Origin of the sequence: Bordetella petrii (assembly GCF_000067205.1) — a bacterium.
In the GTDB taxonomy this organism is placed as follows: domain Bacteria; phylum Pseudomonadota; class Gammaproteobacteria; order Burkholderiales; family Burkholderiaceae_B; genus Bordetella_A; species Bordetella_A petrii.
In genome coordinates this window covers 1292440-1311161 of record NC_010170.1, presented here as the reverse complement: position 1 = coordinate 1311161, position 18722 = coordinate 1292440, and the positions used below count along the sequence as shown (strand labels likewise).

16 protein-coding genes and 1 pseudogene are annotated in these 18722 nt (G+C 60.4%); 6 read left to right on the top strand and 11 right to left on the bottom strand.

Annotated elements, in window-relative coordinates; all coding sequences use genetic code 11:
• Nucleotides 1–8 precede the first annotated feature (8 nt).
• The 4 genes and pseudogenes from BPET_RS06315 (at nt 9) to BPET_RS06305 (ending at nt 3338) form a co-directional block, all read left to right on the top strand.
• The gene (locus tag BPET_RS06315) at nt 9–968 is read left to right on the top strand and encodes a Bug family tripartite tricarboxylate transporter substrate binding protein (protein ID WP_012248239.1); all 960 of its coding nucleotides are present in this window, start codon (nt 9–11) and stop codon (nt 966–968) included.
• Between the two features lie 316 nt (nt 969–1284).
• Nucleotides 1285–1599 (top strand): hypothetical protein, encoded by a 315-nt coding sequence (locus tag BPET_RS27005; RefSeq protein ID WP_012248238.1) that lies wholly within the window; start codon nt 1285–1287, stop codon nt 1597–1599.
• Nucleotides 1587–1814 (top strand): annotated as a pseudogene (locus BPET_RS25805) (transposase); the annotation flags it as partial. The gene BPET_RS27005 and the pseudogene BPET_RS25805, both read left to right, overlap by 13 nt.
• A gap of 714 nt (nt 1815–2528) precedes the next feature.
• Entirely contained in the window at nt 2529–3338 is an 810-nt protein-coding gene (locus BPET_RS06305) for an enoyl-CoA hydratase/isomerase family protein (protein ID WP_012248236.1), read from the top strand.
• A gap of 61 nt (nt 3339–3399) precedes the next feature.
• Here the strand turns inward: BPET_RS06305 and BPET_RS06300 are convergent, their stop codons facing one another.
• The 9 genes from BPET_RS06300 to BPET_RS06260 are packed head-to-tail and all read right to left on the bottom strand — an operon-like array spanning nt 3400 to nt 12777.
• Nucleotides 3400–4389, bottom strand: a complete 990-nt coding sequence (locus BPET_RS06300; RefSeq protein ID WP_012248235.1) for an NADPH:quinone oxidoreductase family protein — start codon at nt 4387–4389, stop codon at nt 3400–3402.
• Complete coding sequence (locus tag BPET_RS06295) at nt 4386–5519, bottom strand: CaiB/BaiF CoA transferase family protein (RefSeq protein ID WP_012248234.1); 1134 nt, start codon at nt 5517–5519, stop codon at nt 4386–4388. The genes BPET_RS06300 and BPET_RS06295 overlap by 4 nt, the downstream gene beginning before the upstream one ends.
• Nucleotides 5516–6178 carry a 3-hydroxyacyl-CoA dehydrogenase family protein gene (locus BPET_RS06290; RefSeq protein WP_231852661.1) on the bottom strand — a complete coding sequence of 221 codons (663 nt, stop codon included), beginning with the start codon at nt 6176–6178 and terminating at the stop codon, nt 5516–5518. The genes BPET_RS06295 and BPET_RS06290 overlap by 4 nt, the downstream gene beginning before the upstream one ends.
• Complete coding sequence (locus BPET_RS06285) at nt 6175–7050, bottom strand: 3-hydroxyacyl-CoA dehydrogenase family protein (RefSeq protein WP_012248232.1); 876 nt, start codon at nt 7048–7050, stop codon at nt 6175–6177. Before BPET_RS06285 ends, BPET_RS06290 begins: the two co-directional genes overlap by 4 nt.
• Complete coding sequence (locus BPET_RS06280; RefSeq protein ID WP_012248231.1) at nt 7047–8222, bottom strand: acyl-CoA dehydrogenase family protein; 1176 nt, start codon at nt 8220–8222, stop codon at nt 7047–7049. Before BPET_RS06280 ends, BPET_RS06285 begins: the two co-directional genes overlap by 4 nt.
• Nucleotides 8223–8265: 43 nt before the next feature.
• Complete coding sequence (locus BPET_RS06275; protein WP_231852660.1) at nt 8266–8961, bottom strand: SDR family NAD(P)-dependent oxidoreductase; 696 nt, start codon at nt 8959–8961, stop codon at nt 8266–8268.
• A gap of 54 nt (nt 8962–9015) precedes the next feature.
• Nucleotides 9016–9786 (bottom strand): enoyl-CoA hydratase/isomerase family protein, encoded by a 771-nt coding sequence (locus tag BPET_RS06270; RefSeq protein WP_012248229.1) that lies wholly within the window; start codon nt 9784–9786, stop codon nt 9016–9018.
• Complete coding sequence (locus tag BPET_RS06265) at nt 9783–11489, bottom strand: class I adenylate-forming enzyme family protein (protein ID WP_012248228.1); 1707 nt, start codon at nt 11487–11489, stop codon at nt 9783–9785. Before BPET_RS06265 ends, BPET_RS06270 begins: the two co-directional genes overlap by 4 nt.
• A 40-nt stretch (nt 11490–11529) precedes the next feature.
• Nucleotides 11530–12777, bottom strand: a complete 1248-nt coding sequence (locus BPET_RS06260; protein ID WP_012248227.1) for a CaiB/BaiF CoA transferase family protein — start codon at nt 12775–12777, stop codon at nt 11530–11532.
• Between the two features lie 149 nt (nt 12778–12926).
• On the opposite strand from BPET_RS06260, the gene BPET_RS06255 reads away from it, so the two are divergent.
• Nucleotides 12927–14630, top strand: a complete 1704-nt coding sequence (locus BPET_RS06255) for a sigma-54 interaction domain-containing protein (RefSeq protein ID WP_109433486.1) — start codon at nt 12927–12929, stop codon at nt 14628–14630.
• Between the two features lie 347 nt (nt 14631–14977).
• A complete protein-coding gene (locus BPET_RS06250) occupies nt 14978–16174 on the top strand; it encodes an ABC transporter substrate-binding protein (protein ID WP_109433485.1) in 1197 nt (398 codons plus the stop codon).
• A gap of 14 nt (nt 16175–16188) precedes the next feature.
• Here BPET_RS06250 and BPET_RS06245 read toward each other — a convergent pair whose 3' ends face one another.
• Together BPET_RS06245 and BPET_RS06240 are read right to left on the bottom strand one after the other, a co-directional pair.
• Nucleotides 16189–16653 carry a PaaI family thioesterase gene (locus tag BPET_RS06245; protein ID WP_012248224.1) on the bottom strand — a complete coding sequence of 155 codons (465 nt, stop codon included), beginning with the start codon at nt 16651–16653 and terminating at the stop codon, nt 16189–16191.
• Between the two features lie 234 nt (nt 16654–16887).
• Nucleotides 16888–18528, bottom strand: a complete 1641-nt coding sequence (locus BPET_RS06240) for a sigma-54 interaction domain-containing protein (RefSeq protein ID WP_041862750.1) — start codon at nt 18526–18528, stop codon at nt 16888–16890.
• Nucleotides 18529–18722 lie beyond the last annotated feature (194 nt).

The window sequence follows — 18722 nt, the reverse complement described above, 5'->3', positions numbered from 1 at the left end:
GGTAAGTCATGAGGAAGTACCTTTATTGCGCTATCGCAGCCTTGGCAATGGCATGTACCAATGCGCAAGCTGACTGGCCTGAGAAGCCCGTTGCATTGATCGTGCCGGCTGCGCCTGGCGGCACAACCGACATACTCGCCAGAGAATTGGCCGCACAACTGGCAGCTACATTCGGACAACCATTCGTGGTGGAAAACCGCTCAGGCGCGGGTGGCAACATCGGCACCGCCTATGTTGCCAAGTCGCGTTCCGATGGCTACACCATTTTGATCGGATCGATGACCAACCATGTCGTCAATCCCGTGCTGATGCCATCCACTCCTTTCAAAGGCGTGGACGATTTCACCCCTGTTGCCTATCTGGCCAACGTTCTCAATACCGTGGTGGTCAACGCATCGCTGCCCGTCAAGAACATGCAGGAGCTGATCGACTATGCGAGAGCCAATCCCGGCAAGATCATGTATGCGAGCGGGGGCAACGGCAGCAGCAACCACATAGGCGGCCTGATGCTAGAGAAAATGAGCGGCATCAAGATTAACCATGTTCCCTACCGCGGTGGCGCGCCAGCCGTGCTGGCAACCTCGGCTGGCGAGACGCAGCTTTTCATCAGCGCCGGCACGCAGACGCTCCCACAGGTCAAGGCGGGGAAGCTACGTTTGCTGGCGGTGACCGAAGCAAAACGGTCCGTTCTCTTACCCGACGTGCCGACAGTCTCGGAAACCGTCCCTGGCTATGAGACCACGGTATGGTATGGCGCATTTGCCCCTGCCGGCACCTCGCCTCAGATCGTTGCACGGCTGAACGAAGCGATAAACAACGCTTTCGCCGTTCCCGCGGTCAAACGACGGCTCGAAGGGATGGGCATTGAACCTGTATCGATGTCGCCAGAAGCCTTCGGGAAAGTGTTGCGCGACGAGGAAGCGAAGTATGCCAAGCTGATTAAGGAGCTGAACATCAAGATGGAATGAGTCAGCGCAGGCAAGCTGAACTGCGTACGACGCCTTGGTGGTCGCGTCCCAGACTGGTCAGGTGCGGCTGACTCAATACACACTGCGCTATTGATAACCGCTGGGCGATAAGATGCTTCCCAATCGATATGACCACAGTCAGGCCAGCGTCGACAACAGCTTTTGGTACCAGTATCAGTCTCGTGTTGCTTTGGGGCGGCGCAGCCATCTTCACACACTGGGCGCTTGACCATGGCTCGGTTTTCGCTGTTCTGGTTTTGCGTTTCATCCTCGCATTGCCCGCGCTGGCCGCGATTGGCATACCTAACCAGACTTGGTGGCCGAAGCCGGGGACAGCCTGGCAGGTCGCTGGCTCTGGGCTTTTGCTCATCGGCGCCTATTCGGTGTATTACGTCCAAGCAATAGCCACGGTGTCACGCCGTGGCTATTGGCCACCCTGATTGGGATGCAACCGATCCTGACGCCGCTTTTGACCGAACGGCGCTTCTCGAAAACAAGGCTGCTGGGATTGGTCATGGCACTGAGCGGGCTGGCGCTTGTGCTCTATCAAAGCCTGACGCCGGCCAGGCCCTCTAACATCGGCATCGGCTTTGCGGTTGGCGCCCTGTTGTGCATGACCTTCGGCGCGTGATTTACACGACCAACGCCATCGAGAGCTTGAACATGCAACTGCGCAAGATCATCAAGACTCGCGGGCACTTCCCGACCAACGAGGCTGCCATCAAGCTGCTATGGCTGGCGCTACGCAACGTGCTGGCCAAGTCCGTAAGGGCGACCTTCGACTGGAAAGCCGCCATGAACCAGTTTGCTATCCTGTTCGGAGACCGATTTACTGCTGCTAGATAACAACTTTTAAAACGCCTCGCCCACAAAAATCCGGACAGGCTCGACCAGCCTGTTCTACCTGGCGGCCGTTATCACGCTCTACTCGATTTCTTCATACTCGCGAATGCGCTGCCGATCCAGGCGGTATTGGCATTGGTTTTGCGACAAAATGTATGCAAACAGCAATAGCCCACACGTTGACTCCTGCGTGGCTGCAGTTATAAGACAATGCCAGCACCGCTCACGCCGCTACATGGTCAAATAGGGGCCGGAAATCGCACTTGCGGCCCATGGATCTTGGCAATGACCTAATATGGCCGAATCTCAATGTAGATCGATTCCGTCATACCTCACGATCGCACCAATATTGACGCCATCTTGCAGGCGAATCGACGGATATAACAGTTTGGGGGCAAGTCGGCGCAATTAGGCAGCCAGGGTCGCAGTCGCTTCGTATCCAAGCGACGCCTCGCGCTGCAGGCAGCCGGCTGTCTCTGGCTGATCCGCGGTGTACACGTCGGCTACATCAACGGCAAGGAATGTCCTTTGCGTAGCCATACGCTGCATTTTTCTTCTGCAAACCGAGATAGGCGCCGGCCCCGATCTCTGAATCGAACGTAGTGAGATCGCCTATACATGGCATGGTTTTTGCAACTAGAAATGGGATTGGGTCATCCATTCATGGTGGCTTATCCACGTGCCTTTTCCATATGTCGCATTTCCGAAGGAAGAAAAATGACTGACCGATACGGACGTTACGAAAGACTCGCTTTTGACCACCCCGCTCCCCGGGTATTGCGTATTACGATGCGCTCGCCCCTGAAAATGGGAGCCATGGATGCCCTCATGCACCGTGAAGTATCCGAGATCTGGCGGGATGTCGATGCCGACGACAGCGTGAACGTCGTCATCTTCACTGGCGATGGCAAGACGTTCTCCGCGGGGGGCGACCTGAAGCATGAAAGAAAAGTGTGCGATGACTATACGCTGCGGATGCGGGCGATGAAGGAATCCCGCGATCTGGTTACCAATATGCTGGACTGCCGCAAGCCGATCATCACTGCAGCGCGGGGCTGGGCGGTGGGAGCCGGGTTGGCCACGTTGTTGCTGGCCGATGTGTCCATTGTGGCCAAGGATGCCAAATTTTCCGACGGCCATCTGAAGATCGGCGTGGCGGCGGGGGATCATGCCGCTATTATTTGGCCAATTCTCTGCGGCATGGCCAAGGCGAAATACTATCTGCTGACGGCGGAAACGCTCACCGGCGAAGAGGCGGAGCGCATGAACCTAGTCTCCGTTGCCGTGCCCGATGAAGAGGTGGAGGCTCGCGCCCTCGAGGTCGCTTCCCGTCTGGCCCAGGGAGCGGCTGCCGCGCAACGTTGGACCAAGATGATGCTGAATCACTGGATCAGGCAGGCCCAGCCGATCTTCGATGCGTCGCTGGCGCTGGAATTCACCGGGTTTGCCGGCCCCGAAGGGACCGAAGGCATAGATGCCTTCCTGGAAAAGCGCAGCCCGAAATTCGACCCCAATTGCCCGTTCTGACTCATTCCCGGGCCGGCGCCCGCGCGGTGAGGGCGCCGACCGTCACTGCCATGGCTGACGCTCAGCAGAACTGCAGAACGTATTTCCCGCTGCCCTTGCCATCTGCAAGTATCCGCAGTGGCTCGGCAAATCGGGCCAATGGCAGCACTTCTGTGATTTGCGGCCGCAGCAACCCCTTGGCATGCAAGTCATACAGCCGCTGCTGAACGTCCCGCACCTTCTCTGGCTGGCGGTCCCGGTAATCGCTCCATTGCAGCCCAGACACCGCAATATTCTTCACCAACAGGTAATTGACCTTCAAGGTTGGAATACGCCCCGCCGCAAACCCGATGCAGACCAGCCGCCCGCACCAGGCTACCGCCCTGATCGACGCGTCGAATATCTCGTCGCCCAGGGGATCCAGAACCACGTCCGCACCCCGGCCGCCGGTGCAGGCGAAAACCTGCTCTCTGAGGGAATCGCGCAAATCGGGTGCGGCCAGATCGATGATGTGATCCGCGCCCAGCGCGCGCGTGGCGGCCGCCTGCTGTTCTCCCGCCACGCCCGCCAGCGCCGTGCCTCCCAGCGCCTTGACAAGCTGAACGGCGGCTCCGCCCACCCCGCCCGCGGCGCCATTGATCAGGACGGTCTCGCCCGCGCTGAATTGGCCGCGCTCCACCAGCGCAAAGAACGCGGTCTGGTACACCAGCCCCATGCCGGCCGCGTCTCTGTCAGAGATACTGGCGGGCAGGGGATAGCACGAGGCGGCAGGCGCAACCATGCGCTCGGCGAAAGCGCCGTGCTCGACCTGGGCAACCACCCGGTCACCCTCTTTCAGCCCCACGACCCCGGGCCCGACGGCGACGACACTGCCCGCGGCATCTTTGCCCGGAACAAACGGACGGTCAGGAAGATTCTGATATTTTCCCGTCATGACCAGCACGTCGGGAAAGTTGATGCCCGCGTGCGTCACATTGATCAGCACTTCTCCCGGGCCCGCAACGGGATCGGCGATTTCTTCGACCTTCAAGTGTTCGGGTTCCGCGAATTCACGGATGACGACGGCTTTCATCTGTTGTGGTCTCCTGTTGTATGACCCGCTATTTCATTCGTATGCTCGCCCAGCGCGGGCGCGGCAACACGAAGCTCGCCGGACCTGAAGGACCGGCACACGGGCACGGGCAACGCCGGCATGGATCGCCCGCTGCTGTTGACGACCTCGCAATCGAAAATGCCCCGCGCCTTGAAATGCGGGTCTTGCACAGCCTGCTCGATATTCACGGCCTCGGATACACACACGTCGTGTCCATCGAATTTTCGCAGCCAATGCGAGGCCGGCTCGGATGCGATGATGCGCTCGACTTCAGCGCGCATGGCCTCTTCGTCTTTCTCGCCGACCAGATCCGCAGCACCGATCAGCGTCAGGAAATTGTTCCAGAACCGGTCTTCCAGCGGCGCCGCCGACAGGTACCGGCCGTCTGAAGTCCGATAGATGGCATATCGCAGCGACCCGCCCGTAACCAGTTCCTTGCCGGGCCTCGGCCATTTTCCTTCGCTCCATCCGTTGCCCAGCGCCCAGTACATCAGGGTGAACAGGTTGTCGGTCATCGAGATGTCGAGATGCTGCCCCTTCCCGTCCATGTCGCGTTGGCGCAGGGCTAGCAATATGTTGACGACGGCGGGGTAAGCGCCTGCCGCGATGTCTCCCGTCAGCGTCGGAGGCACGATGGGAGCGCCGTTCGCGTCGGCCGAAAGGGCGAGCATCCCGGTTTCCGCCTGGAAGTTCAGGTCGTGCGACGCCCTGAGCGCCTTCGGGCCATGCTGCCCATAAGTCGTGATGGAACAATAGACCAGCCCGGGGTTGATCTGCGACAGTCTTTCATAGTCCAGCCCCAGGCGCTGCATGACGCCCGGCCGGAACTGCTCCACCACGACGTCGACGTCCCGCACCAGCTCCAGCACCCGAGCGCGATCGGCGTCGGCCTTGAGATCCAGGCATGCGGAACGCTTGCCTCGATTGAGCAACACGAAGTTGACGCTGTCATCGCCGAATCGGGGTGAATAGCCGCGCATTTCGTCGCCGGAGGCGCGCTCCAGCTTGATGACGTCCGCGCCCGCTTCGGCCAGAATCAGCGTGCACATCGGCCCCGGAAGCAAGGTGCTGAAATCCAGAACCTTGATACCCTTGAGAGGCTGGCTCATGATATGTCCTTCTGGTGACGCTCCCATGCCACCCGCGCTCTGCGGGCCGGGGCATAAGGCTCCTGGCCCAGCGCCTGGTACAGGGCTTGCGAGACCCGGTAGTGATGATGCAGCCCGGTGCGCTTGAGCAGCGCGATCGGCCCCTCGGGATAGCCCAGGCCCAGGCAGAGGGTCTTGTCCATATCGGAAGCGGTCGCCAACCCTTCATCCAGGCGCCGCAAGGCGGCGTTGTAGTACGGGCGCACCAGGCGATTCAGAATGCGCCCGGGAAAATCATTGCATACCGCGACTTTCAACCCCGCCGATTCAAAGGCGGCGCGCGCGGCCTGTACCGCGGCGGCATCGGTATAGGGCTTTTTCACCAACTCGACCAATGCGGTGGGGGCATCGTCGCCCAGGCGAAACCGGGCGAAACCGACCACATTGGCGGGCCCTTCGTCTTCGCCGGTATGTATGCCGAGGCATTCTGTGTCGAGTTCGATGGCGATGAAGGATCGCTCCGCCGCCCGCTCGATGCCCTGTCGCCACGCCCGCCCCGCTTCGGTGCCGATCAACACGACACCATCGCCCTCGCCGGCAGCCGCCTCGAGAAACGCATGCGTATCGGGAAAGGAAGCACTGTCGCCTTGTTGAATGATCTGATAAGTCATCGCAGTCATGCTCCAAAGATCTTGTCGTCGCCATAGACATGGAAACCCGCGCCGCTCTTGCGCCCCAGCTTGCCGGCGCCGATCATGCGCTTGACCAGGGGCGGGCAAGCGGCTCTGGGCTCATGGGTCAGCCCGTACATTGCGTCGGACAGCAGTTTCTGGGTATCCATGCCCACCATGTCGAGCAGTTCCAGCGGCCCCAGCGGATATCCCAAGGCGGTCTTGACGGCCAGGTCGATATCCGATGGTTCCGCCACGCCCTGGTCGACCATATTGATGACGTCGTTGTGCCATGGAATCAGGAAGTAGTTCAGGATGAATCCCGGCGTGTCGCGCGTCTTGACCGGCTTCTGTCCCAGCGCTTCGCAGAAGGCCCAGGAGGTGTTGAAGGTTTCTTCCGACGTGGTCAGGCCGGGAGACATTTCCACCAGCTTCATGAGCTGGGCGGGTAGGCAGAAATGCATGCCGACCACCCGGTCCGCGCGCCCGCTGCCGCCCGCGATCTCCGTGATCGATATGGTCGAGGTATTGGAAGCGAAAATGGTGTGCGGCGGGCAGATCTTGTCCAGGCGGGCAAACAGATCGTGCTTGACCTTCAGGTCCTCGAATACGGCCTCGACGATCAGGTCGCATTCCTTCAGGTCTTCGGCCTGGTTCGTACCCTGCCACTGTGCCATGATGGCCTCGTCCCGCCCCGCCGCGAGCTTTCCTCGCGCCACCGATTTGGCCAGGAATGCCGCGGCCTGCCCACGCGCGCGATCGAGCGCTTCCTGGCTGGCATCCAGCACGATCGTTTTCAGGCCGGCGCGCGCCACGACGATGGCAATGCCGGTACCCATCGTTCCGCTGCCGACCACGCCTACTGTTTTGATCCCGCTCATTTTTTCTCCTTGTTCAGAAAGCTGCGCCCGATGAGCTGCCGATGTATCTGGTTCGTTCCTTCCCAGATCTGGGTGATCTTCGCGTCGCGCATGAGCCGTTCCGCCCGGAAATCCTGGCAATAGCCATAGCCGCCGTGCAATTGCACCGCATCGGTCGTCACGCGCATGGCCAGGTCCGTGGCTTTCAGCTTCAATATGGAAGCTTCCACGCCCATGTCATCCACGCCCTGATCGACAAGGTCCGCCACATGCCAAAGCCAGTTCTCGCAGACGGCCAGCTCGGCCGCCAGATCCGCCACCATGAATTGCACGCCCTGGAATTCCAGAATGCGGCGGCCGGACTGGCGCCGATCATTGATATAGGCAACGGCATCCTCGAAAGCCGCGCGGGCGATGCCCAGCGCATGGGCCGCCACGCTGGGACGGGACTTGTTCAGTGACGCAAGCAGCACGGACAGCCCGTCTCCCGGACCGGCCAGCACATTTCCGCGCGGAATACGGCATTGCTCGAAGGACAGAGAGGCCGTGCCTGACGCGCGGGTTCCCATCTTGTGCTCCGTTCCCGTCACGGCCAGGCCCGGCGCTCCCTTTTCGATGACGACCGCGCCTATGGACGCCTTGGCGTCGTCCACGCCCGCCCATTTACCGAACACCACATAGACATCCGCGACATCGCCGTTGCTGATGAATATCTTCTGGCCATCCACGACGATCTCGTCGCCGTCCTCGCGAAACTGCGTCTTCATGCCCGTGGCGTCCGATCCCGCGGAGGGTTCGGTGATGACCAGGGATGCGATGCCGCCTTCCGCGATGCGCGGCAGGATACGCGATTTGAGGTCTTCCGAGCCATACTGTATGACCGGCTTGATCGCGTGAAAATTCGTGGCCCAGATAATGCCTGTGGATGCGCAGGCTTTCGATACCTCGCGCACGCAGGCCAGATAGCAGCGATAAGACAAGGGCATGCCGCCGTAGGCTTGCGGAATGAACATCGCGTTCAATCCAAGCGCATTGATCGCCTTGATGTTTTCCCAGGGAAAAAGACTATCCCGATCATAAGCGGCGGCCCTGGGCGCCAGCTCGGCCACGGCCAGATCCCGTACGGAGTCCAGGAGCATGCGCTCCTCGTCGGCAAGGGACAGCCCGGCATCCAGGCGTTCCAGTATGTTCACGATTGCTCCTTTAGATATTGTCGATCATGTGCCGGCGGATGCGTCATACCGACACACTCTGCGCGCCGTCGATGTAAATGGTTTCCCCGGTCAGAAATTCCATGCCGGGCTGAAACAGGCTGGAGACCAGCACCGCCACGTCGCCGGCCTCGCCCGGTTTCTTACGCGGGATCCGCTTTTCCAGATATTCCCGCAACGGACCGGCTTGCATCGCTTCCCGGTTCAAGTCCGTTTCGATGTATCCGGGCGCAACGTCTATCACCTGGATGCCATCCCTGGCCCATTCCACCGCAAGACAGCGCGTGATGGCGCCGACCGCCGCTTTCGATGCGCAGTAGGCGATATTGCGCTTGACGCCCAGTTTGTCGTAGAACGAACCGATATTGACAATCAGGCCCCCGCCGCTTTCCTTGAGCATCGGATACGCGATCTGGCAGGCGCGCAACAGCGAAACGGCATTGATGTCCATCAACCGGCGGAATTCGTCCATGGGCAAGTCGACGCTGGGCGCCTCGGTATGCAGGCCGGCATTGTTGACCAGGCCCCTGACGGAAATTCCCAGATCGTCCCGCAGCTTCGACATGGCGTCCTTCAGCGCTTCGCCGTCCGTGACATCGCAGGCCACGGTATGCCAGCGCGCGGCGATCTCGCCGGGAACATTCTCGACCTGGGGCCGGTGGCCCGAACGTGAAAGGCAGCCCACTTCGAAACCGCGCCGGGCAAGCTGGCAGGCGATCATGGCGCCTATGCCGCGGCTGGCGCCCGTCACGTATATCAATTCTCGACTCATGATTCAGCAGTCCTTGAAAGACGCGGGCCGTTTTTCCACAAAAGCGCGCAGCCCCTCGGCCGCATCCTGGCTCCGGTAAGCCAGCGTGGAAAGATCCCGCTCGATGCGCAGGCCATCCGCAATGGCGACACCGCCTCCCCTCTGCACGGCCTCGCGGGCAAAATACAAGGCGCAGAGACTGTGCTTGAGATAAGGCTCCAGAAACCGCTTGCCGATCTCCAGGGGCGTCCCCTCGTTGTCTATGCGATTGACCAGGCCGATTCGCTCGGCTTCCCCGCCGTCTATCGTGCGGCCGGACATGATCAGGTCGAGTGCGCGCCCCTCGCCGATCAGCCTCGGCAGACGCTGCGTTCCGCCATAACCCGGGATCAGGCCGAGCTTGACCTCGGGCAGCCCCATGCGGGCGCGATCAGTGGCAACGCGGAATGTGCATGCCAGGGCAAGCTCCAGCCCGCCGCCGAAGGCATAACCCTGGATGACGGCGACAGACGGAATCTTCAGCTCGGCGATCCGGCTGAACACCGCCTGGCCTTTCGCGGCCCCTTCGAGCTCTTGCATGAGCGGCCGATTCATCAGCTCGGGAATGTCCGCGCCGGCGCAGAACGCCTTGTCGCCCTCGCCCGTGACGATCAGGGCGCGCGCATCGGATTCGGCGACGCCGGCAAGCGCCCGGCTCAACTCGGCGAGCAGCTCGAAACTGAGCGCATTCAGGACCTGCGGGCGGCTGAGCGTCAGGTGCGCGAACCCGCCATCGTATTCCAGTCGAACCGTCATGCCGATACCCCTTCATTGTCGGGTTTCTGTTCCGCTTTCCAGCGCACGGGCTCGGGCGCGATCTTCCCGTCTTTCAGCCATGCGACCAGGTCGCGCTTGAGGATCTTCCCGCTGGGCGTGAGGGGAAAGGCATCCATTGCAATAAAGTACTCGGGCATGTCATATTTCGACAGGCCCGCATCGTGCAGGTGCTTCAATACCTGCCCGGTATCGAGCGCTGTTCCCGGAGCGAAGATCACGGCCAGGCACACCTTCTCGCCGAGCCGGGCGTCGGGGACCGGGAACGCCGCCGACTTGACGATGGACGGGTGGCGATGGGCCAGGTCTTCGATCCGGGACGGATAAATATTGTGGCCGCCCCGAATGATGAGATCCTTTTTCCGCCCCATGACATGCAGGCAGCCGTTTTCATCCAGCCTGCCCAGGTCTCCGCTCAGGAACCACCCCGACGAATTGAAGGACTGTTCTGTCGCGTCCTGATTGTCATAGTAGCCAAGCATCAATACGCCTCCCTTGCCACCGATCTCTCCGGTGTCGCCGGGGCCTGCTTCGATATCGGAATTTTCCTGATTGAAGATTCTGATCTCGTAGCCTTTGCATGCCCGGCCGCAGGTCGACACGATGGTATTGCTATGGTCGCTCGGCAAGGTGTATTGGTGCGAGCCGTTTTCGGTCATGCCGTACACATTTTGAGGCTTGACGCCCAGGTCCAGAAATCGCTGGGCGACTTCACGCGGAATGGGCGACCCGGCCATGTAGAAAACATTCACATTCCCCAGGCGGCTGAGTCCCCGCTCGCGCAGCGCGGCCAGCATGTCCATCGCATGAGTGGGGACGCCCATCACATACGTCGCGCCGGTTTCCAGCACCCAGTCCAGCGCGGACCGGTTCGCCCCCGGATAATGCAGGACCAGTTCCATGCCCGCCACCAGCGACTGTTCCAGGGCCACCGTGCCGATGTGATGGCTCATCGGACTCAGAGCCAGGACGATCGTCGAGGAGTCGTGTTTCCAGTCGGTGACCAGGGCTCTGCCATTGGCCAGCAGCGTATTGTCGCTGTGCATCACGCCTTTGGGTTCTCCGGTCGTGCCGGACGTGAACGCCAGATAGACCACCTTGTCGGGGTCGAGCACCGGCGCGCTCGTGATGCTCATGCCGCTCGCATGATCCGGAAACGGCAGCGTCCCTTTCGGCGACGGGCTGCTGCCCGGCTCGATGCCCTGCGGCGCCAGGGCATACAGCTGCTTGATCGAAGCCACGGCGGCGGATTCCTCGAAGATCGAATAACGATCCGAGTCCGCGCCGTAGCCGGGTTGCGCGAAAAGCGCCTTGCAGCGAATGCGCGAGAGCAGCCGGACTATCTCCGCGTTCGTGTAGTTCTGATGCAATGAAGGGCAGCAGACATATCCATTGCGCGAGCATGCCAGGAAAACCAGCACTGATTCGATCCGGTTCGGCAGCCAGACCGCCACCCGGTCGCCGCGCCTCAGCCCTCCTTGAAACAGGCTCTCGGCAATGATGTCGACGCTCGCAATCACTTCGCGCCAAGTCAATCGGCGGTACGGATCTCGCACAGCACATGCATTCGGCCGTATGCGGGCGTGTTCCCGGGCCAAAGAATAAAGCGTGTCCTGATGCCACACGCCGCTCAGATAATTTTCCCGGGCAGTCTGCGGATCATGCAATGTCAGAATCGTGTTCACCACACGCCTCCGTGGATAGGATTCAATCGCCTTGCGAGAGTCACACCGCCCCCGCGTCCTTTAATTTATTGATGTCGTCGGGAGACAGATTCAGCATCCCGCTCAAAATCATGTCAGTGTCTTCCCCCAATACCGGCGGCGGCTTCCGGTGTACAGCAGTCTGGCCATCGATGGCAATGCCCAGGCCGACCTGCGGGATCAGGCCGCCCGCCGCCTGCGCCTGATACAGAAAGCGTTGATCCAGCAAGTCCTCATCCCTGGCCACTTCGTCGAGCCGGTTGATAGGGCCGGCCGGTATCCTGTTTTCACCCAGCAGCTCGAGCCATTCGTCCCTGGGCCTGGAACACAATATTCCGGCGATCTTTTCCACGATTTCGTCCCGGTGCGCACGACGATCGGCGTTGGATGCGTAGCGCGGATTTTCTCCGACTTCCGGCGTCCCGACAGCCACCCAGAAGCGGCGCCAGATCGCATCGTTGCCCAGGCCGAGCGCGATCTGCCGATCGGCCGTATCGAATACCTGGTAGATGGCAATGACGGAGTCCTTGCCTCCGGAACGCCGGGGCAATTCGCCCGAACTCAGGTATGACGTCAGGCGCGGGGTCATGAAGCGCGTCATGCTGGCCTGCATGGATACGTCGATCTGCGCCCCGCGTCCGGTCCGCTGGCGGGCGACGTACGCCGCCAATACGGCCATGGCAACGTCCTGGCCCGCCAGCAGGTCGGCGGCCGGCGTTCCGACCTTCTGAGGATCGTTCTGCGCTTCTCCCGTCAAATCCATGACGCCCGAATAACCTTCGGCAATCAGGTCATAGCATGGCAAGTGGCAACGCTGTCCCCGCAGTCCGAAACCGGTCAGCGAGGCATGAATCAGGCGGGGAAATTTCGGCGCCAGCCGTTCATAGTCGATACCCAGTTTTTTCTGCACCTGATCGTTCATGTTGACGACCAGCGCGTCGGCCTGCGCCAGCAGCTTCTCCAGCACTTCCAGGCCCGCCTGCCGGGCAAGGTCGAGCATCAGGCTGTGCTTGTTCCGGTTGACGCTGAGAAACCACGGGGATTCGCCATTGATGAAAGGAGGCCCCCAATTCCGGGCATCGTCTCCCATTCCCGGCTTCTCGATCTTGATCACCGTCGCTCCCAGGTCGGCAAGCAACTGGGTGCCATACGGGCCCGCGATCGACGTGCTCAGATCCACGACACACATCCCCTCCAGCAGGAGGTGTCCCTTCTTTTCTTCTATCTTCGGTAACTCGGCGAACGGCGGGTCGCCTGTCTCTTTCTGCATGCTTGTCATCCTGCCCTGGCGGTTGGTTAAAGACTCCGTCCGGATATCAAGCACGATTCGTGCCAGGTGATTTTCCTTCTCGGCACGCCCGGCAGCAGTGGTAAAGTGTCCGAAAATTGTCCATTCGTGTGTTGAACGAATACATGTACATGACAAAAGGCAGACAAGCCCAGGACACCCGCAGCGGTGTGCTGGTGATCGACTCCGAAGGAACCATCGTCTTTGCCTCGGGAACAGGCCTGGACACCCACATACAGGGAAAGCTTCGCGCCTTGTGGGAAAAACGCGCCACACGGCCGCTGTCCGCCATGTTCACCCTCGAGGACACGAGCGAACCCATGACGGTGGTTTCCTTCGCCTCGGCGGGCACGGCCTGCTTTGTCCTGCACCGCCACGACAGCGGGGATCCGCTGTACGAATTCGTCAGCAGCGTGGATTTCTCGGCGGACATCCTGCGCCACTTCGTGACCAACCCATACGAGGCCATTACGGTGGTCGACGACCAGGCGCGTATCCGCTACATGAGCCCGATCCACGAAAAATTCTTCGGCGTCGAGCGCGGACAGGCCACGGGAGCCGAAGTCACCACCGTCATCGAAAACAGCCGGCTCGCCGCGGTGCTGCGCACCGGCAAGACAGAAATCGGACAGATCCAGAAAATGCGCGGCACCAGCCGGGTGGTCAGCCGCACCCCCATCGTCAATCCCGAAGGCCGCATTGTCGGGGCCATCGGCCAGGTCATGTTCAAGAGCCCCGCCGCAGTGCAAGCCATGGGGGACGAAATCAAGCGGCTGCAGCAAGAGATCAGTTTCTATCAACGCTCCTTGCCGCGCCTGTCCGGCAACATGCAGGGAATGGAATTCATTGTCGGTGAAAGCGACGCCATCCGTAAATTGAAAGAGCGCATCAAGAAAATTGCGCGGCTCGACGTTTCCGTCTTGCTGGTCGGCGAAAGCGGCGTGGGCAAGGATCTGGTTGCGCATGCGATCCACCAACTCAGCCCCCGTGCGGCCAGGGACATGGTCCTGGTCAATGCGGCCGCCATCCCGGGCAATCTGGTGGAAGCCGAGTTGTTCGGCTATGAAGGCGGCGCCTTCACCGGCGCGGAAAAGCGCGGCCGGACAGGAAAATTCGAACAGGCGGACCAGACCACCCTGTTTCTGGACGAAATCGGCGACATGCCGCTCGATATACAGGTCAAGGTTCTGCGCACGCTTCAGGACGGCACTTTTCAGCGCGTCGGCAGCGCCGCGCAACGCCACTCCGATTTCCGCCTGATATCCGCCACCAATCGCGATTTCCAGCGCATGCTGGCCACCGGCGACTTCCGGCTGGATCTTTTCTATCGCATCAGTGCCGTCACGATCCGGGTTCCGCCCTTGCGGGAACGGCTGGAAGACGTGCCCTTGCTGGCCCATACGTTTCTGGAACGATTCATGCAGCGCCACAACGTGCAGGGCAAGCATTTCGGACCGGGCGTCATGGCCTATCTGCAATCGCTGCCATGGCCCGGCAATGTGCGCCAACTGCAACACACAGTCGAGCGCGCCGCGATCTTTTCGGAACAGGACGAAATTTCCTGCGAAGACTGCGAAGTCCCCCTGGAAGTCGATTCGGGACCGGGCATCCAAGGCATCACCGGCACATTGCGAGAAATGAACATGCCGGACGACAGCTTGTCGCCAGGCAAGCTGCCCAGCGTACACCAGGCGAAGTCCCGCATCGAACTGGGCATGATCCGCGAAGCGCTGCAGCGGTTCGAGGGCAACAAGAAAAAAGCCGCGGAATATCTCGGCATCTCTCGCTCCCACCTGTACAAGATACTGTCCGAAACAGACTCTTCCACGTTGTAGGCTTGCCGGCGCGGATAACCCCGAACCGGCCCGCGGCCTCGACCGTGCGGCGGCGCCGCCGTCCGGATCCGGGCTTGCACGCGAACCCAACCTTCCCCGTCCTCGACTGTGTTTCCGTATCCGGTAAAGTGTCCGATCAAAAGACACTCCGCATACAGAAAAAGCGCCGCCCGACGCCTCGCCCGGCGGCAACGGCGCCTCTCATGAATTGGCACGAAAGTTGCGTATGCAATCCAGGGATATTCCACCAGGATATCCGGCAACGGCCCCAGTGCCGCAGTACCGCGCATACAAAAACAGCCTCATGATAAGGAGACAACGTCGTGAAGAATGGAATTTCGCGCCTGATGGCGCTGACAGGCAGCATGCTGGTCGCAGCAACCGCTTATTCGCAGGATAGCCGGCCATTCCGCCTGGGGGCCATTGTCGACATGACCGGCGTCTATTCCGCGCATGGCGGTCCCGGCATGGTGACCGCGGTGAAAATGGCAGTAGAAGATTTCGGCGGTAAAGTCCTCGGCAGGCCCATCGAGATCTTGTCGGCAGACTATCAGAACAAGGTCGACATCACCGCCACCCGGGCGCGCGAATGGTATGACCGCGAGAACGTCAGCGCCATCATCGAATCCACTGATTCCGCTTCCGCGCTGGCCTTGCAAGCCCTGGGCCAGGAAAAGAAGAAAATCACGATCTTCGCCGGGTCGGCCTCTTCCAATTTGACCGGCAAATCATGCTCGCCCTATGGCGTGCATTATGTCTATGACACCTATGCCCTGGCGCACGGCACCGGACGGGCCGTCACTCGTGCCGGCGGAAACACCTGGTTCTTCATCACCGCCGACTATGCGTTCGGGCATTCGCTGGAACGCGACACCAGGGCCGTGATTGAAGAGAACGGCGGCAAAGTACTCGGCCAGGTGCGCGCGCCGTTATCCAGCCCGGATTTCTCGTCCTACTTGCTGCAGGCCCAGGCATCCCGAGCCAAAGTCATAGGCCTGGCCAATGCGGGGACCGACACGCAGAACTCCGTGCGGCAGGCCTCCGAATTCGGCATCACCCAAGGCGGACAGGCGCTTGCCACGCTGCTGGTGTTCTTGCACGACATCAAGGGCATGGGCCTGCAGGCGGCGCAAGGGCTGCAGTTCACCACGGGGTTCTACTGGGATCGCAATGACGAAACCCGTAAATGGTCGCAGCGCTATTTCGAGCGGCAGAAAGCCATGCCCTCGATGGTACAGGCCGGCGCCTACTCTGCCACGCTGCATTATCTGAATGCCGTGCAGGCTGTCGGCTCCGACGACGCCGACGCGGTAGCCGCCAAAATGAAAGAGACGCCCATCAATGATTTCTACGCCAAGAACGGCAAGATCCGGCCCGATGGCCGCATGGTCTACGACATGTACCTGGCACAAGCCAAGAAACCGGCCGAATCCAAAGGAGACTGGGATCTTCTGAAGATCCTGGACACGATCCCCGGCGACGAAGCCTATCGCCCGCTGAGTAAAAGCGAGTGCCCTTTAGTGACGGAACAGGGCAAAAAGTAGCAAGCCGCCTTCCTTCACTGCGTGGTCGCGCTGGTGTCGGGTTTGGGGGAAGCACTCCAGCTATAAATACCCTGCCCGGTCGCGACCAGGTTATTCTCCGGCAGGCTATAGACCGAAACCGACGCGAAGTGAATGGATCGCCCTCGCCTGGTCACGGCCGCCTCCGCGCGCAACGACGTGGTAGCGCCCAGTTTCGCTCCCCGCAAAAAGCTGCAATTCAAGCCCACCGTTGCCGCGCTCGGCAATCCCTCGTTTTTTTCCACGCCCGCCCACAGTCCGGCGGCATCGATCAAAGACATCAGCACGCCGCCATGAATCACGCCTCGCCGGTTGCAGTGCTCGGGCCGCACGACAAGTTCGATCACCGCCTGGCCTTCCGGCGCCTGTTCGTGGACAAACCCCAGGATGGCGCCGAAATGAGGCCTGTCTTCGTTCGCCTCGTTCTCAATACCCTCGATCCCTCGATGCTCCTGCGTCATGCTGCCTCTCCTTGATGAGTCTGCTCAGCCTTTGGCACATGCGCCAAGGCGGATAATCCCAAAATAACCATGCAAATTCCATGCCACGCCCCGGAGACGCTTTCCGTCCGGAAAAGGCACTCCGGGCCGCGTCAAACGTCTGTATCGAGCACATATGTGTCCGCGATACACGCACCGGTCGATCATGCGCCGCCCCGCTGAACCTATCTATGCGCGGCACGGCGGGCCACGGATCTATTCCAGGTCGGATCCCGTGGCCAGTTTTTTATACAGATAGGCCCGCGATATGCCCAACTCTTCGGCCGCCTTCTTTTTGTTGCCCCGGTGACGCAGCAAGGCTTCCTTGACCATGTTTCTTTCGAGCGACTCGATGGCAGCCGGGATGGTCTGCTGTTCTTCCCATGGACGGATTTCCGCCGTACCGGGGGCGGGAATCTTGGTAGTCAACCTGAAGTTCTCAATGGATATTTCCGGGCCATCGCAGAATATCGCGGCCTTTTCGACTTCGTGCAGCAGCTGCCTGACATTTCCCGGCCAGGGTTGTTCGCGCAGAAAATCATAGACGCGAGGCGACACGAGCTTGACCGATGCCCGATGCCTGTCGGCGAACGAAACCAGAATGCTTTGCACCAGGACGGGAATATCATCCAGCCTCTCGCGCAGGCTCGGCATGCGTATCGTGACGCCGCTGATCCGATAGTACAGATCCAGCCGGAACTGCCCGTCTCTGATCATCGATTGGAAGTTCCTGTTGCTGGCGCAGATGAGGCGGAAATCGGAATGGCCCACCTGATTGCCGCCAAGCCGCTCATACACGCCATCTTGCAAAATACGAAGCAGCTTGACCTGGATTTCGATCGGCATGTCGCCGATCTCGTCAAAGAACAATGAACCGCTATCCGCCATTTCGAATTTACCCTTGCGCCCGGCTTTCCCCGCCCCGGTGAAGGCGCCTCCTTCGTAGCCGAACAGCTCGCTTTCCACCAGGCTGGTCGGCAATGCGGCCGCATTGACGAAGACCATGCGTTTCTTGCTGCGCGGGCTGAGCTCGTGGATCGCACGCGCCGCCAATTCCTTGCCGGTTCCGCTTTCGCCGATGATCAACACGGGCACGTTCAACGGCGCGACCTTGACGATGTCCGACTTCAACTGCCGTATCGCATCGCTATCGCCGACGATTTGCTGCAGCTCGTTCGGATAGGGATGCGCTCCCGAGTATTCTCGGCGATAGAAAGCGAGTTCGGAGCGAAGGCTTGTCACCTCCTGCGAAAGGCTTTGCAGCGTTTCCGGCCCCTTGAACATCACCCGCCCGATGGCGCCCGCGATCTTTCCGTTTTTTACGATCGGTATGCGGGCGACCACTCTCGTCACATCGCCCATTTTCTGCAGCTTGCCGATCTCGGCTTTTCCCGAGCGGACTATCTCATGCAGTTCTGTATTTTCGATGACCTCCGTGACATGCTTGCCGATCGCGCCGCCCTTCTCTATTCCGAAAAATTTCTCATGGACCGGCGGAATGAATTTCACCCGCGCCTCATCGTCCACGACCACCATGGAGAAATAAGGGCTCTCCAGAAAATAGTCCAGAATCGCGTCGGCGAAATCCACCGTCGCCACCAAATTGAAGAGCGTCGACGACTTGCGCGTGGGCTGCACAAAGAAAGCGAGAATGTCGCCGAAGGCGCGATAAACGGCAATGGCGTCCATCCCGGCCTCGAGTGCGATGACTCCTCCTCCTTGAGCCCGCTTTTCGTCCAGGTCGCGCAACAACGCATCGCAGATCGCCGGACTTTCTGCGCAGCCGGTTGCGAGTATTGCCACCCCTCTTCTGTCCACAATCAGCAGACCAAGGGTATCCGCGTGGTCACCAGCCATGTCGTCTCCAATGCTTTTTTTGTAATGTCTGCCAACGATACATAGCATTCGGCCGCAACGCCAGCCTCTTCATTGTTCTTTGACTTCGGACGGCACACCGCTCATTCGGCTCACATTGCCTTTATCAAAGACATCACACGGCAAATTGTTCGGGACCAAGACAGATCACGTTCGCCCGTAACCGGATTTCCCCT

Coding starts and splice junctions, on each gene's coding strand:
- BPET_RS06315 (WP_012248239.1), top strand. CDS start 9: ATGAGGAAGTACCTTTATTGCGCTATCGCAGCCTTGGCAATGGCATGT.
- BPET_RS06305 (WP_012248236.1), top strand. CDS start 2,529: ATGACTGACCGATACGGACGTTACGAAAGACTCGCTTTTGACCACCCC.
- BPET_RS06300 (WP_012248235.1), bottom strand. CDS start 4,389: ATGAAAGCCGTCGTCATCCGTGAATTCGCGGAACCCGAACACTTGAAG.
- BPET_RS06295 (WP_012248234.1), bottom strand. CDS start 5,519: ATGAGCCAGCCTCTCAAGGGTATCAAGGTTCTGGATTTCAGCACCTTG.
- BPET_RS06290 (WP_231852661.1), bottom strand. CDS start 6,178: ATGACTGCGATGACTTATCAGATCATTCAACAAGGCGACAGTGCTTCC.
- BPET_RS06285 (WP_012248232.1), bottom strand. CDS start 7,050: ATGAGCGGGATCAAAACAGTAGGCGTGGTCGGCAGCGGAACGATGGGT.
- BPET_RS06275 (WP_231852660.1), bottom strand. CDS start 8,961: ATGATCGCCTGCCAGCTTGCCCGGCGCGGTTTCGAAGTGGGCTGCCTT.
- BPET_RS06270 (WP_012248229.1), bottom strand. CDS start 9,786: ATGACGGTTCGACTGGAATACGATGGCGGGTTCGCGCACCTGACGCTC.
- BPET_RS06260 (WP_012248227.1), bottom strand. CDS start 12,777: ATGCAGAAAGAGACAGGCGACCCGCCGTTCGCCGAGTTACCGAAGATA.
- BPET_RS06255 (WP_109433486.1), top strand. CDS start 12,927: ATGACAAAAGGCAGACAAGCCCAGGACACCCGCAGCGGTGTGCTGGTG.
- BPET_RS06250 (WP_109433485.1), top strand. CDS start 14,978: ATGGCGCTGACAGGCAGCATGCTGGTCGCAGCAACCGCTTATTCGCAG.
- BPET_RS06245 (WP_012248224.1), bottom strand. CDS start 16,653: ATGACGCAGGAGCATCGAGGGATCGAGGGTATTGAGAACGAGGCGAAC.
- BPET_RS06240 (WP_041862750.1), bottom strand. CDS start 18,528: ATGGCTGGTGACCACGCGGATACCCTTGGTCTGCTGATTGTGGACAGA.